The organism is Parvularcula dongshanensis (assembly GCF_014199615.1).
In the GTDB taxonomy this organism is placed as follows: domain Bacteria; phylum Pseudomonadota; class Alphaproteobacteria; order Caulobacterales; family Parvularculaceae; genus Parvularcula; species Parvularcula dongshanensis.
Genome location: NZ_JACHOB010000011.1, coordinates 1 through 14,104 on the forward strand (window position 1 = coordinate 1; position 14,104 = coordinate 14,104).

General features: G+C 63.4%; 7 protein-coding genes. 2 read left to right on the forward strand and 5 right to left on the reverse strand.

Annotated features, from left to right (window positions below):
- Positions 1 to 620: 620 nt before the first annotated feature.
- The 5 genes from GGQ59_RS14560 to GGQ59_RS14580 all read right to left on the reverse strand — a co-directional run bounded on the left by GGQ59_RS14560 (position 621) and on the right by GGQ59_RS14580 (position 10,925).
- Positions 621 to 1,631 (reverse strand): substrate-binding domain-containing protein, encoded by a 1,011-nt coding sequence (locus GGQ59_RS14560; RefSeq protein ID WP_183819905.1) that lies wholly within the window; start codon positions 1,629 to 1,631, stop codon positions 621 to 623.
- A 282-nt stretch (positions 1,632 to 1,913) separates the two neighbouring features.
- Positions 1,914 to 5,039 carry a glycoside hydrolase family 2 TIM barrel-domain containing protein gene (locus tag GGQ59_RS14565; RefSeq protein WP_183819907.1) on the reverse strand — a complete coding sequence of 1,042 codons (3,126 nt, stop codon included), beginning with the start codon at positions 5,037 to 5,039 and terminating at the stop codon, positions 1,914 to 1,916.
- A 12-nt stretch (positions 5,040 to 5,051) separates the two neighbouring features.
- Positions 5,052 to 6,617, reverse strand: coding sequence for a sodium:solute symporter family transporter (locus GGQ59_RS14570; protein WP_183819909.1), 1,566 nt, complete (start codon positions 6,615 to 6,617; stop codon positions 5,052 to 5,054).
- Positions 6,618 to 6,703: 86 nt separating this feature from the next.
- Entirely contained in the window at positions 6,704 to 7,990 is a 1,287-nt protein-coding gene (locus tag GGQ59_RS14575) for a glycoside hydrolase family 53 protein (RefSeq protein WP_221401089.1), read from the reverse strand.
- Between the two features lie 205 nt (positions 7,991 to 8,195).
- Positions 8,196 to 10,925, reverse strand: a complete 2,730-nt coding sequence (locus GGQ59_RS14580; protein WP_183819912.1) for a TonB-dependent receptor — start codon at positions 10,923 to 10,925, stop codon at positions 8,196 to 8,198.
- 293 nt (positions 10,926 to 11,218) lie between these two features.
- Between GGQ59_RS14580 and GGQ59_RS14585 the strand changes: the two genes are divergently transcribed.
- On the forward strand, positions 11,219 to 12,301 hold the full coding sequence (locus GGQ59_RS14585; RefSeq protein WP_221401090.1) for a hypothetical protein: 1,083 nt from the start codon (positions 11,219 to 11,221) through the stop codon (positions 12,299 to 12,301).
- Complete coding sequence (gene galK, locus GGQ59_RS14590) at positions 12,301 to 13,425, forward strand: galactokinase (RefSeq protein ID WP_183819916.1); 1,125 nt, start codon at positions 12,301 to 12,303, stop codon at positions 13,423 to 13,425. Before GGQ59_RS14585 ends, galK begins: the two co-directional genes overlap by 1 nt.
- The last annotated feature ends 679 nt before the right edge of the window (positions 13,426 to 14,104 follow it).

Genomic DNA, 14,104 nt, shown 5'->3' on the forward strand with positions numbered 1-14,104 from the left:
GCCCCGATGATCGCCGTCGTCAAACCACACCCCGCCCCGTCATACATCACGCCCTCCCAACCCCCTCACGCCGACGGCGTGCGTAACCGCGCTGCAGAAGCGAAGCCGATCGCGGAGGCACACTCCGCTTGAGTTGATGCCGCGACGAAGACTGTGAACGCGTCGTCGCGCAATGTTCGCGGCTCGTGGAGCATATGACACCAAATCTCCAATCGATATGATAAGTCAATGGCTTAGCCAGCCGGACATAGGCTCGCGCGCCATTCTACCGAGAGGGTCAGCGTCATCCTGCAAGTGGGCTTCAGCAAAACCGTTCGGTACCAGACCACGATCCTAACTCACGAGGATGCGGACATGGCCGTGCTATGTGGCGTCAAAAGGGCCGTAAGACTTCGCATTAAAGACTGCACCGCTCAACCGCTCAGTCTACGTCCTCACCGACGTCGGTGGGCACTTGCCCCAGTTCGAGGGGGCCTACCGCAGAACTCCGGACGATGTACCGCTGACCGATCGAGGACAGTCGGTGCCTCTCATTCCCATTACTGAGCAGGCACGACGAGATGATGAGGCGAGAGAGCGCACCATCCAACTGAAAGGCCTAAAATTACAAACTCAGGAGCCTACTTTTGAAACCTGCCCAATTGCGCGCCGCAGCTCTTCCGCACTTGAAGTTCTGGCGGAATGACAGCGGGCTGAACCTCTCCACCTTCGAGGACGGAGAACAGGAGATCGACCATCAGTCGTCCACCGACGGGTATCTGCTGGCTGACGGTCGTCAGCGACTGTCCGAAAGCTGAGGCAAGCGAAATGTCGTCGTAGCCGACGACGGCGATGTCCTCCGGAACGCGGCGCCCAGCGCTCGTCAGCGCGTCGATCATGTGAAGCGCAATGACGTCGCTGCCGCAAACCACGGCGTCGAACTCTCGACCGCTCGCAACGAATGATCGCGTCGCGATCTTCGCACGATGGGAGTCGAAGGGTGATCGAAACAGGAGCTTGGGATCGACCGGGCGACCCGCTTCTTCATGCGCTAGCATGAACCCCTGCCGCCGTTGTTCCATCTCCGGCTCGATTGGGTCGCCGATGAAGGCGATCTTCCTGCGGCCGAGGCCGAGAAGATGCGCAGCAGCCATCTTCCCTCCGAGCACGTTGTCGGTTCCCACCGTGACATGCTCGTCGCCAGGCACACGTGCGCCCCAAACGACGACCTTCTTGTAGGTCCTGGTGAACTCTCGCAGCGCCTCCTGATCGCTTCCCTGCCCGATCACGATCATTCCGTCGACGCGGTGATGGCGAGTGCGGACGTGATCGTCCCAGGGCAACCGATCAACGAACAGGAAATCGTAGTTTCGCTCGGAAAGAGCGTCAGCGACCACCGCCAGCATGTCCAGGTAGAACGGGTCCGTCATCCTCTGCTGCTTAGACGCAGCGAGGGGAAATACGACTTCGACGGTGTTCGTTCTCCCCTGTCGAAGATGACGAGCGCTCGTATTGACGGAGTAGTTGGCCGCTGCGGCAGCCTTCACGATGCGGTCCCGCGTCTCTTGGCTGACCCGCGTCGATCCAGCCAGGGCTCTTGAGATCGTCGAAGGCGCAACCCCGAGTTGCTCCGCGAGATCGTAGATGGTCACGTCCCCCTTCTTCGCGTTCGATCGGCTCATAATTCTACCCCAAACAGCTGTAACGACCGTGCCCTCGTCGGCGCGCCAACGCCGGCGAGGCACCCAGCAAGAAGCGCTTTCCCCTCTCCTAGCATGAACATGCGCTACGCTTCGACAATGCTCGGCCTCACAGGGGTTCAGAGGCATCATAGCGCGCGGAAAGATCTCCTCGCAGAAGACAGCGATGCAGGCGACGAGTAAGAGATAACCCAGGCCGAACCGTAGCCTCGGTTAATGAACGGGCTTCACCAATTATCGCGAAAGAGCGGACTCGCCGACTCGTGGCACCACGCCAAGTGTGAAGCCGTACCGATAATTCGTGCTCGGCAGTCGATACTCTTCGAGCGGCCAGAAACCCCACGAGTTGTCGCCGCCGACGCCCATCTGCGCCGCGTCGATGTTCAGCGTCACTACGTCTTTGGACACGAGTTCAGCGCCGTGACGCTGACCGCCGGGAACCCAGGCCAAGTCGTCGTAGGGGAAGGGCAACGCCGTGACGCTGAGAAGCGGTTTGCCTGTTATCAGCAACCCTGCCCCGGCCGCGTCGCGGATGGAGAGCCAACGAACGTCGACCTTGTTTCCGGTTTCCTGCGGCCGGGAGTAGTCGTGGAACTGGTCCGCCACCCTCCCCTCGTACCGCCCGACCGCAGCGCCGGTCTTCCGGTCGGCGTAGCTCTCGTGAGGCCCCCGGCCGAACCATTCCACCGTACCGAGGCGCCCTGGTGCCGTCGCGGTCATGCCGATCCGGTAGAACTCTGGCAGGTCGTCCGACAGTGGCTCGACCATGTTGTCGACTTCGAGCACGCCGTCCCCTCGCACGAGCGTGCGGGTCGTGTAGGCGAGCACGCCGTCTCCGTAGAGAGCCCGAGCGGTGACGAGTACGCCGTCCGGGCGCTCGACGGCCTCTATGGTGTTCAGGACCCGGCTCTCATGCATGTCCTTCCAGATGCCTAGTGCTTCCGCGATGCCGCCGCCGACGTCGTTGTCGATCGGCGCGCGCCAGAAGGACGGACGCAAGGGAGAGAGCAGTAGGTTCTCGCCACTTCTTTCCAGTCCGGACAGAAGGCCGCTCTCACGATCGAACACGGCCGCGAAGCTATCGCCTGCGATACGCAACTCGTCGGCCGTCTCCTCGACCGTTAGTTCGCCTTCGGGCGGCGAAGAGGTCGGCGCAGCGGCGCCTGGCAAAGCGAACTGTCCCCACCCAACGACGTGCCCTGCCGTCACGAGCGGTTGGTAGTCCGCCTTCGCCATCGCGCGCACCATCAGGTGCCGCTCGGCGCCGGGCGTCGGCGCCGCGTCAAGCAGAGGCACGCTCAGCATAGCCTGCCCGCCGGGTTCGACGTCGGGCGTCTCAAGCGAACCGCTCTCGACCTCGATACCGTCCTCGGTAAGCGACCAGGACAGATCGAGGCCCGACAGGCCCACGAAGTCGTGGCGGTTGACGACCGTCACCTCGCCGCTGGACGGATCCACCGTCTCGAAGGCGACCGGCGCCATCACCGCCTGCGCTTCGTAGGCGTGGGGGTTCAGCGTCCGGTCGGGCTGGATGAGCCCGTTGGCGAGAAAGTTCCCGTCGTTCCGCCCCTCATCGTAATCGCCGCCATAGGCCCAGTACGGACGACCTTCCTCGTCCTCTTCGAGGAAGGTCTGATCCACCCAGTCCCAAATGAAGCCGCCCTGCGCCATCGGCTCCGCCCAGATCAGGTCCCAATACTCCTTGAAGCCACCGAGGCTGTTGCCCATGGCGTGGGCGTACTCGAACTGAATGATCGCTTTGCCGTAGCCCTGCTCAAGGTAGTCCTCCATCTCCGCCACGCGGTCGTACATCGGTGTGTAGAGGTCGAGGAAGTCGCGCGGGTTGTGCGCGCCCGTCAGCTGTCCCGTCCCCTCGAAGGCGGGTATGCGCGTCGGGTCGCGCTCGCGGATCCAGGCTGCGGCGTCCTCGAACGCCTTGCCCACGCCCGCCTCGTTGCCGAGCGACCACATGATGATCGAGGGGTGGTTCTTGTCGCGCTCAACCATGCGGCGAATGCGCTGCTGATGGCTGTCGTAGAAGTACGGCCTGTTCCCGAGCCACGCGTCCGGGTCCCCCATGTACCAATGGCTCTCGACGTTCGCTTCGTCAACGACGTAGAGGCCGACCTCGTCCGCGATGTCGTACCAACGCGGATCGTTCGGATAGTGGGAGGTCCGAACGGCGTTGATGTTCAACTGCTTCATCAGTGCCGCGTCGCGCTGCATGAGCTCTAGGGACATCGTCCGGCCCCTGACCGGGTCGTGCTCGTGCCGATTCACGCCGCGCAAGGTGACGGGGATCCCGTTGATATGCAGGCGGCCGCCCTCGACCGTGACAGTCCTGAAGCCGACGCGGTCCGACATCGCCTCGACCACGCTTCCGTCCACATCCGCCAGAGTCACGGTCAGATCGTAGAGATCCGGCGTCTCGGCGGTCCAAGGACGGACGTCGACGACCTGGCCTTGCAAGGTGACGGTGGCGCCGGGCGCGGCATCGCTCATTCCCTCGAGTACGACCGCACCGTCCTTCTTTAAGCTGTAAGAGAGGGTATGGGCCTTGCCCTCCCCCCGCAACGCAACGTCTAGCGCGAACGCGCCGTCCGCCCCGCCACGCGCAAAGACGTCGCCGAGGTGGACGGGCGGTTGCGCGAACAACTCGACCGAGCGCTCGATGCCGGAAATCGACCAGAAGTCCTGGTCTTCGAGGTAGCTGCCGGAGGTCCACTGGACGACCTCGATCGTGACCTGGTTCTTCCCGCGTCGAAGCGCGCTCGTCACGTCGAACTCGGCCGGTAGCTTCGAGTCCTCCGTGTAACCGACGTTCTTACCGTTCACCCAGACGTAGGCACCGGAGTTCGCAGTGCCGATCCGGAGGTAGACGGTGCGCCCGCGCCAGCTTCGCGGGACGTCGAACGTTCGCCGGTAAACGCCCGTCGGGTTGTCTTCCAAAGGAAGTGCGACCGTGTCGGCATCGTCCTCGAAGACGTAGTCCGCGTTAACGTAGTGCGGCTTGCCGTAGCCCTGTCGTTCCCAGTTCCCCGGCACCTCGATCGTGCCCCAGCCGTCCTCGTCGAAGCGCGGCGACGATACGTCGCGAGGTACCACATCGGGATTGGGAAAGAACCCGAACGACCAGGTCCCGTCGAGCGATTGGTAGTAGCGCGACGCCGACGGATCGCCCGTCTCGGCCAAGGCCTTCGTCTCGTAGGGCGTGAAGTAGGCACGCATCGGCGCGCGGTTGAGCGCTACGACCTCAGGATCCCGCCACGCGGGAAGCTCGTCGCTTCCTTCCTGCGCGTGGGCTTGGGCCACCGCGAGCTGCGACAGAAGAAGGATGGTCAGGAGGCGAAGCAATCGCATGGAAGCCGTTCCTTACCAGTAAACGCCGTAGAGGAAGATCAGGATGGCGACGATGACCACCGCGCCGAGGTTGAAGCCTGGGCCCGTGGTGAAGCTGACCCCGCGAAGATCGACGACCTTCCCTTCAGAAGGCGGCTTTTGAAGGTAGGAGGCCGCGACCCCGATCCCGAGCGCCAGGAGAAAGACGAGCCCGACCCGGTCCATGAACGGCATGTCGGGGAAGAGAGCCGGCCAAACGAGCGAAAGGACGACGGAGGAGACGACGGCGAAAAGGCCGCCGATCTCGGTCGCGCGCTTCCAGAACATGCCGAGGAAGAAGATCGCGACGACCCCCGGCGTGAACAGGCCCGTCCAATTCTGGATGTTCTGGAAGACCTGCGGAGAGTTGCCGAGGAGCGGCGTCGCGAGAAACAGCGCGAGGACCAGCGCCGCGAAGCTGACGCTTCGTCCGATGGTCACGAGCCGCCCCTCGGGTGCGTTCGGCATCAGGAGCGGACGCACGAGGTCGAGGGTGAAGATGGTCGAGATCGAGTTCATCATCGAGCCGAGCGAAGAGACGATCGCCGCGATCAGCGCCGCGAAGATGAGCCCCCTGATTCCGACCGGTGTCATCGCCATCATCGCGGGGTAGGCTTGGTCCGGTCTGTCGATCTCGGGCGCCAGAACCACGGCCGCAATGCCAGGCAGAACGATGATGAAGGGCATGAGGAGCTTCAGGAAGCCGGCGAACAGCACCCCTGCCTGCGCCTCCCGGATGCTCTTGGCGCCGAGCGCGCGTTGGATGATGTACTGATTGAAGCCCCAATAGCTGAGGTTCATGATCCAAAGTCCGCCGATCAGCACCCCGATGCCCGGAAGGTTCTGATACTCCGGGTTGTCGCGGCTGAGGATCATGTCGAACCGCTCGGGCAGGCGCGCCTGCATCTCGGCGAAGCCTTCGAGCGCACCCTGCCCGCCCGAGAACTCGTTGAGTGCGATCCAAGTGATCAGAATACCGCCGAAGACGAGCAGGACCACCTGCACGATGTCGGTCAACGCCACCGCCTTGAGGCCGCCATAGAGAGAGTAGGCCGCCGCGAACGCGCCTAACGCCGCCATGCCCCAGAACATGTCGAGGCCCGTCAGCGTGTTCACCGCAGTTGCCCCCAGCCACATGATCGTCGTCAGGTTCACGACCGTGTAGAGGACGAGCCAGAAGACGCTCATCACGTACTTCACCGACGGCCCGAACCGGCCCTCCAGGAACTGCGGCATGGTGACGATGCCGCGTTCGAGGAAGATCGGCAGGAAGAACTTGCCCACGATGACGAGCGTGATCGCCGCCATCCACTCGTACGACGCGATGGCGAGGCCCACGGCGAAGCCCGAGCCCGACATGCCGATGATCTGCTCGGCGGAGATGTTCGCCGCGATGAGCGAGGCGCCGATCGCCCACCAAGGCAGCGCCTTGCCGGCGAGGAAGTAGTCTTCCGTATTCTTCTTGTGGCCTGGCCGCTCGCGGCTGACGAAGAGCGCGAGGGCGAAGAGGCCTATCGCGTAGGCGAGCACGACGAGTAGATCGATGGCGGTCAGCTGCATGCCGTTCCTGCGTTTCCTCTATTATCGGCGTCGAGCGCCGTTATATCTCGTTAGGCCGCTTCGCCGCCTGGAGGCGACATCGGCTCTCAGAACTCGAACTCGTAGCGGTTATTGCCCGTGCCGACCGTCAAACTCTGCATCTCCGCTCCGAGCAGAGGCTCGTCGAGCGCCGGATCGGCGTAGAGTTGGAATTCGACCGGCATGCCTGCCGGCAGGCGCGTCGCATAGGTGTAACCTTGCGCCGTCGGTTCGAGCGGCAGGGTGAAGTCGCGTCCGCCAAGGAAGTCCGCCCAAAGGTACGCCGTACCGTCGCCCGCGCCCTTGAACACGAGTTTCACCTCTTGGGGCGCCGCGTACGTAGCCGTCATGAAGTCGAAGCCCGAGTGGGCCTTGGTATCGCCATAGGAGAAGAAGGTGTTGTTCTCCCAATGGGACCCCTTCCCCCACCGAGTCGAACAACCGGTCGAGACCCAGGCCGGCTCCCAGTAGACCACGCCCTGCCCGTCCGCAGACAGAACCGTTTGGGTCAGGTCGGTGAGGTAGCGCCGTTGCCCATCGAGCGTCGCAGGGTAGCCTTCGATGAGAGAGTCCTGACCTAGAAGGTTTGGCGCCGCGTCTTCGCCATCGAGGGTGAAGGGATAGGCGGTCTCGACGACGACGACCTCCTTGCCGAACTTGTGTCGCAGGCGCCGAATGGTCTGCTCGAGCCCGTCCAAGTCGCGCGTCGACCACTTCGGATAGTAGCTCATGCCGATGACGTCGAAGTCCAAGAGGCCCGCCGCCAGGCCGTCGTCGAACCACGGCTCGACGTTCTCGGGTTGCGCCACGTGAAGCATGATCTTGGGCGTCTCTCCGACCTGCTCGCCTGCCGCCCGGACGCCGAGGATGCCGGCATTGAGGAGCTTGGCGTTGCGTGCCCAGTCAATGGGTTGGTCCTCAGGCACGTTGCCGGGCAGCAAAATTTCGGTGTTCGTCTCGTTACCGACCTGGACCATGTCCGGGTAGAGACCTTCACCGGCAAGCTCCGTCAGCGTTCCGAGCGTGTAGTTGTAGACGGCCTCCGCCAGCGCGTCTTCGCTCAGATCCGCCCATGCCGCGGGGACCTTCTGATCGCCTGGATCGGCCCAGTCGTCAGAGTAATGAAAGTCGAGGAGCACGGCCATGCCAGAGTCCTTCGCGCGGCGGATGCTTCGCTTGATGTCCGTCAGCGTACTGTACTCGGTCCAGTCCGGATCGTTCCAAAGGCGTAGCCGGACCAGGTTCGTTCCGTGCTTCGCGAAGATTTCGTAGGGGTCTTCGGCCCTTCCATTATCGCGGTAGACGGCACCGCAGTCGTCCATCTCGTTGACGTAGGAAAGGTCCGCGCCGAACACGAAATCCAGGCTCGGGGCCGGTCGCGGCGCAGCACGAGGATCGGGAGCCGGCTGGCTCTGCTGCGGAGACGTTTCGGGAGAGGCCGCGCAAGCCGACGCGATGAGCAGGAGAAGCAGGCGACAGGTCGAACTGGAAGTCATTGCGGGTCCTCCCCCGGAGCATTCCGCCAGGCGCCCTGATGAGCAACCCGGCGGAAGTTGTTTCTTAGAACTCGTAGGAGAAGCCGGCCCAGAACCGTCGCCCGAACTCTTCGTAGCGCGCCCTTGCCGCCTCATTCGCGTAGTAGGTCTGGAAGGGCTCGTTCGTCAGGTTGTTCGCCTGGAAGAGGATCCGGAGCCCTTCGAGCGACGCGCCTTCCTGGAAGGTGTAGCTCATCTGGAAGTCTAGGATCTCTTCAGAGTCGTTGAACAGCACTTGGCCCGGTACGTCCCCAAGCTCCGTCGCGAAGCTGTCGCGATAACGGTAGCCGAAGCGCGCTTCGAAACCGCTGTCGTAGTACCAGAGTTGGCCGTTGAAGGTATGTGGCGATAGTCCGGGCAGCGGATAGCTGCCGGTCACGAAGGCCGGGTTCACCGAGATGTCGCTGTCGATGTAGGTATAGTTTCCGTACACGCCGAGGTTCGACAGGAAGCTGGGCAGGAAGCTCAGCGGCTGCTGGTAGGACGCCTCTATGCCTTGAATGTACCCGCCGGTCCCATTGACGGGCTGGGTCAGCTGGTTCGTGTCCGCATCGGGCTGCCCGGCGAGCGGGACGCCGAACTCGGTCTGACGTACGATGAAGGTGTCGACGTCCTTATAGAAGCCCGCAAGCGTCAACGCGCCCTCGTTCGGGAAGTAGTACTCGTAGGACAGGTCGATCTGATCGGTCCGAAACGGCTCGAGGAAGGGATTACCGGCGTAGCCCTCGGCCGTGCCATAGTTGTAGATCCCGATCCCAGCGCGAAGATCGTCGAGCGCCGGACGGGCGATGGCGCGCGCCAGGGCGAGGCGAAGCTTCTGGTTGTCCGTCAGGTTGAAGGACAGGTTGAGCGAGGGCAGCCAGTCGCTGAACTCGTTCTCGTAGACGACCGGCTGGGGGGCCGCTGGGTTGCCGTCGCCATTGTCGATCAACTGGTAGCCGGACGAAGTGACGCCCGTCTTCACCCACCGCGCACCGACGTTTCCGGTTACGGGAATGGCTCCCAGCGCGAACTCGAAATCGGCCTGCCCGTAAAGCGCCGTGAGGTTCTCCTCGACGACCCATCCGGTAATGAGGTCGTCGCTAGACTGTTGCGGATCGATACCGCCGAAAAGCTCGTCGATGACACCGTAGATGTCATAAGTCAGGACCGACGGCACGTTTTCGAAGCTACCGAAGCCTACGAGCGGGTCGCCGAGAAGGTTGCCGGGCACGGCACGTCTATCGGCCGGGTTCAAGTATGGATAGTCGGAACGGGCGACCAGTTCCTTCTCGCGGTCGGTGAAGCGGGCTCCGAACTTCAGCGCCGTCAGGAACCCGGTGAACTCTCTCGCGACGTCGAGCTTGCCGGAAAGCAGCTCGTCGGTCGTGGTGTCGGAGTCCGGCACTTCGACCGTGAAGGGGAGGTTGATGGACGGGTCGGTCAGGTCGACGTTCGAAGTGAAACTGCCCACGCCCCCATCGGTGCGGAAGCTGACCTCTTGCCCGTTGTCATAGGTGTTCGGCGTGCCGCTCTCGTCGATGTAGTGCGGCTCGGTCTGCACGGTGACGAACTGAGCGTCCCGCTGCGTCCAAGAGTAGGCGAGGTCGCCTTCAACCCGCCAGCCTTCGTTTTCCCAGGCGACGTTGACCCCCGTCGCGTAGAGGTCGTCGTTGTAGGTGAACTCCTCGTTCACCGTACGGATCGCAAGGCCAAAGTCGTCGCCCTCCGCCCCGCCGTTCTCGTTCTGATAGGCGGACAGAGCCGTGACGTAGCCGTCCGCGCCCTCAGCGTCGAACAGGCTGTTGCCGAAGGGCAGCTGCAGGACGCGCATCCCGCGCTGGTTCTCACGGAAGTCGAAAGTGGACCAGAAGCCGTCCAGGTTCACTTCCCACTGGTCGTTCGGTTGCCACTGCACCGCCGCCACGGCGCCGTCGCGCACATCCTCCCCGCCGCGCACAAGGTACTCGAAGCCGGTCGGGATCGCGTCGCCGTCGAACTCCTGGTTCGGGAAGTCGAAGACGACGCCGTCCCCGTCGAGGTCGGAAAAGCTGTTGACGTAGGGGAAGACGTTCGTCCGCGCCGTGGTAATCGGCTGAACGCGGCGCGCGTAGCCGACCGCGACCCCGATCGTGTCGTTCGCGAACTGATCGATGAAGGAGACCGAGCCCGTATATCCCAGGGTGTCCGCGTCATCGATGTCGTCACCGAGGTCGAAGTAGCTACCCCGCAGGTTCACGACCATGCGCCGGTCGCTGTACGAGAGCGGCCGGACCGTGCGCAGGTCGACCGTACCACCAACCCCGCCTTCGACCTGGCTCGCGGTCGGTGACTTGAAGACGTAGGCGCCGGTCAGCAGCTCGCCCGGATACTGCTCGTAGCGCACGTTCCGGCTCGCCTCGCCCGAGACGATCTCGCGACCGTTGAGCAGCGTGTTCGAAAGGTCCGGTCCCAGGCCACGAATCGACAGCTCAGTCCCATTGCCGCGGTCGCGGTTCGTCGCGAGGCCAGGCAGGCGGGCCAGCGACTCGGCGATCGAGATCTCCGGCAGTTTGCCGATGTCCTCGGTGGAGACCGCTTCGATGATGTTGCCGGCGTTGCGCTTCTCGTTCAGCGCGTCAGCGAGCGCGCGCTGATATGCAGAGCCGGTGACGATGATCGTGTCCTCGTACTCGTCTTGGGTCGTCGGCTCGAGATCGTCGTTCTCCTGCGCCCCGGCCTGTCCGATGGCAGTCACCGCCGCACCGGCCAAAAGCATCGCTCGCAACTTGCCCACTCGTCGTCTCCCTATCCGTTCGATCGTCCATGGCAATCGATTGAGCAAAGGCTAGTTTGCTGCGCCATCCGATTGCAAGGGGGAAAAGTAGAGGCAGAGAGGATTGCCGCCGTAGGCACAGCCGGACCCACGGCGTAGTCTCTGATATAGAGGCTCAGTCCGGTGCAGGGAGCGAACCGTACATTCGGAAAGGGGAGCGGATACCGGCGCAACGGATTGCACCCATGAGCCTCCTCGCATACGGTCGCAAGCGGTGGCTAGAAGCGTACCTTGAACAAGACGACGAGCAGGCTGTGACGAACTCTTCCGCTCAAGCGTTCACCTCCCCTTCAGGCCGAACGGTCTTCCGCCGCAAGCACGCGAAGGCGGATGGACGGCGCCTGATCTTGTTCGGCTACTCGGAACCCACAGGTGCACCGGCACCCGAAAGCCTCGAAGGCGCCGGCGCAGGCGCCGAGCTTCGCTGGCATCCGCTGCTTGGCGAGTGGTCGATCTACGCGGCGCACCGCCAGAACCGGACCTTCATGCCTTCCGCCGCCGAGGATCCCCTCGCCCCCACGAGGCCAGGCGGCCCTCTGACGGAGGTAGAGTTCGCCAATTTCGAGGTTGCGGTCTTCCAAAACCGCTTCGCAGGGCTCCACCCCGAGGCCGACCTGAAGGAAGGGCCGCATGGCGTCAGGATGGGCGTCGCGTCGGGAGACTGCGAAGTCGTAGTCTTCAGCCCCGACTCGGACGGCAATCTGGGAACGCTCGACCAAGATCGGCGACAGCTTCTCGTCTCGGTTTGGGCGGACCGTTACGATCACCTTCACGACGCGGGCGCCCGCTTCGTCATGCCCTTCGAGAGCAGGGGGCGCGAGGTCGGGGTCACCCTTCCCCACCCCCACGGACAGATCTATGCCTTCCCCTTCGTTCCCGAAACGCAGGCGCGCGCTGCGAAGGCATTCGCTGACGGCTTCGACCTAGCTGCGCTTCTTCCGTCCTGGGATGACTACATCATCGAGCGGGCAGGCCCCCTATGCGCCTTCGTGCCGCCCTTCGCCCGTTATCCCTACGAGGTCTGGATCGCTGGGCGACAAGCGGTACAAGGTCCTTGGGCGTTCGATCGCGAAGGTTTCGAGGCCTACGCCTACCTCCTCGGGGCAGTGACACGCCGCTACGATGCGCTGTTCGGCCGCGAGGCCCCTACAATGATGTCGTTACAGGCCGCGCCGGGCGGGCAGGCGTCAAACTTTCAGTTCACCACACAGTTCTACTGTCTGCTGCGCGCGCCCGACCGCCTGAAGTACTTCGCGACCGTCGAGCATGCGAGCCGCGTCTTTACCGTCGACGTGATGCCGGAAGCCGCCGCGAAAGTCTTGAGGGAAGCTATTTGATGTCCACGACCAAGGACGAGCAGCTCAAGAGAACGTTCGCGTCCGAGTTCGGCCGCCGCGCCGCAGTCCAAGTCAGCGTTCCTGGACGCGTGAATCTGATCGGGGAACACATCGACTACACGGGCGGCACCGTCTTGCCGACGCCCATTCCAGGACGCTTACGCCTCCTCTTCACGGCTGGCGGAACCACTGTCACGGTCCGCTCGCAACGGTTCGCCGAACCGGTCGAGCGGGAGCTTGAAGAAGCAATTGACGGTCATTGGTCTGACTATCTGCTCGCCGGCCATCGCAAGGCCATCGCGGTTGGGCTTCTGCCCCCTGGGACCGGAGGCGAGTACCTCATCGACAGTGAGATCCCGGACGGCGCCGGGGTTTCCTCGTCGGCAGCGCTTCTCGTCGCGCTTCTACGCGCCGCCGCCGAGACGACAGCCCGCACCACCCCGCCCGAGCAGCTCGCCCGCTGGGCTCAGGAGGTTGAGACCCAGGACATCGGCATGCCGTGCGGGATCATGGATCAGATGGCCGTCGCTGCCGGTGAACCGGGCTTCGCGATGGCGCTGAACACCCGGACGCTTGCCTATCGGCAAGTCCCTCTGCCGACAGGTTACGCCTTTCCGGTCCTGCACTCCGGTCTGAAGAGGCAACTCGCCGATGGGGCTTACAAAGCGCGCCGTGATGCTTGCGCCGAAGCTGCCGAAGCGTTGGGACTGGCCTCCATCGAAGATCTCAGCACCGTCGACGATGACGGCTTGGCACGCGCAGCGGCCCTACCCGATCCTATCGCACGACGAGCCCGGCATGCGATCACCGAGCATCGCCGAGTTCTTCGCGCCATCGAGACGCTCGCGAACGGCGACGTTCAGTCTTTCGGCGCCTTGATGAACGAAAGTCACCGTTCGATGCGGGACGACTTCGAGATCGTGCCGAAGGCGATGGACGAGATGACCGAGCATGCCTGCCGGTCCGGCGCCTTCGGCTCTCGCCTCACGGGCGGCGGGTTCGGTGGCTGCTTCGTCTCTTGCGTACCGTCGGAGCGACTCGGTGCCTGGCTGGTCGCGATGAGAACCGCCTTCCCTGACACGTGGGTCGTCACCGAGGGCCTGATCGCTCCCGAGGAGCATTAGCATCGGTCGTTGAGAGGCGCTGGGAGGTACCGGCCGGCGGCCACAATGCTGATTTGCGAGCCATTCGCGGCATTCTGAACTCGAAGGTCTTGTCGCCGAGCGCGGCGGTCGCCGTAGCAGGACACAGATATTGCGAGCGCGCTGACGGAACGGATCAGCGCGAAGCGGTAGACCTTTGGCTTGCCCCCCCCTCCCGAGTGGTCGCGACTATATGTTCGGACGAACCTTGGAAAGATGGCGGTGTGGGCAGATAGGGGGACAACCCTAAGAACATTATCGGAGAGCCACCTTCGGTGCCAGTTCTATTTTTAAGGATCATACCACGGTGTCCTGGAGAGCTGCGATGGTCACGACAGCATTCTTCCGGTGGCGGAGCCATTCGCGACTAAATCTCCTAGCGAGAGCATTTCCTGATACGTCACCGCGGACCCGCCACAATTTTGCCATTCTAAATGATAGTTCGTTAGCGCTATCAGCGCTGGCATACGTTTTGTAAGGGGCTGATCGAGAGAGGCTTTGAGGGGATCATTGTGAAGCGGACAGCGGCAAAACTGCCGGGACAACACGCTCTGCGTAGCGTTTGCGACCGGATCGTGGTGATCAACCTGCCGTCTCGCCAGGACCGGCGGACCGCGATCGGCGGCGAGCTGGCGCGGCTCGGCGTGACGCTCGGCGAGGG

Coding starts and splice junctions, on each gene's coding strand:
- GGQ59_RS14565 (WP_183819907.1), bottom strand. CDS start 5,039: ATGCGATTGCTTCGCCTCCTGACCATCCTTCTTCTGTCGCAGCTCGCG.
- GGQ59_RS14570 (WP_183819909.1), bottom strand. CDS start 6,617: ATGCAGCTGACCGCCATCGATCTACTCGTCGTGCTCGCCTACGCGATA.
- galK (WP_183819916.1), top strand. CDS start 12,301: ATGTCCACGACCAAGGACGAGCAGCTCAAGAGAACGTTCGCGTCCGAG.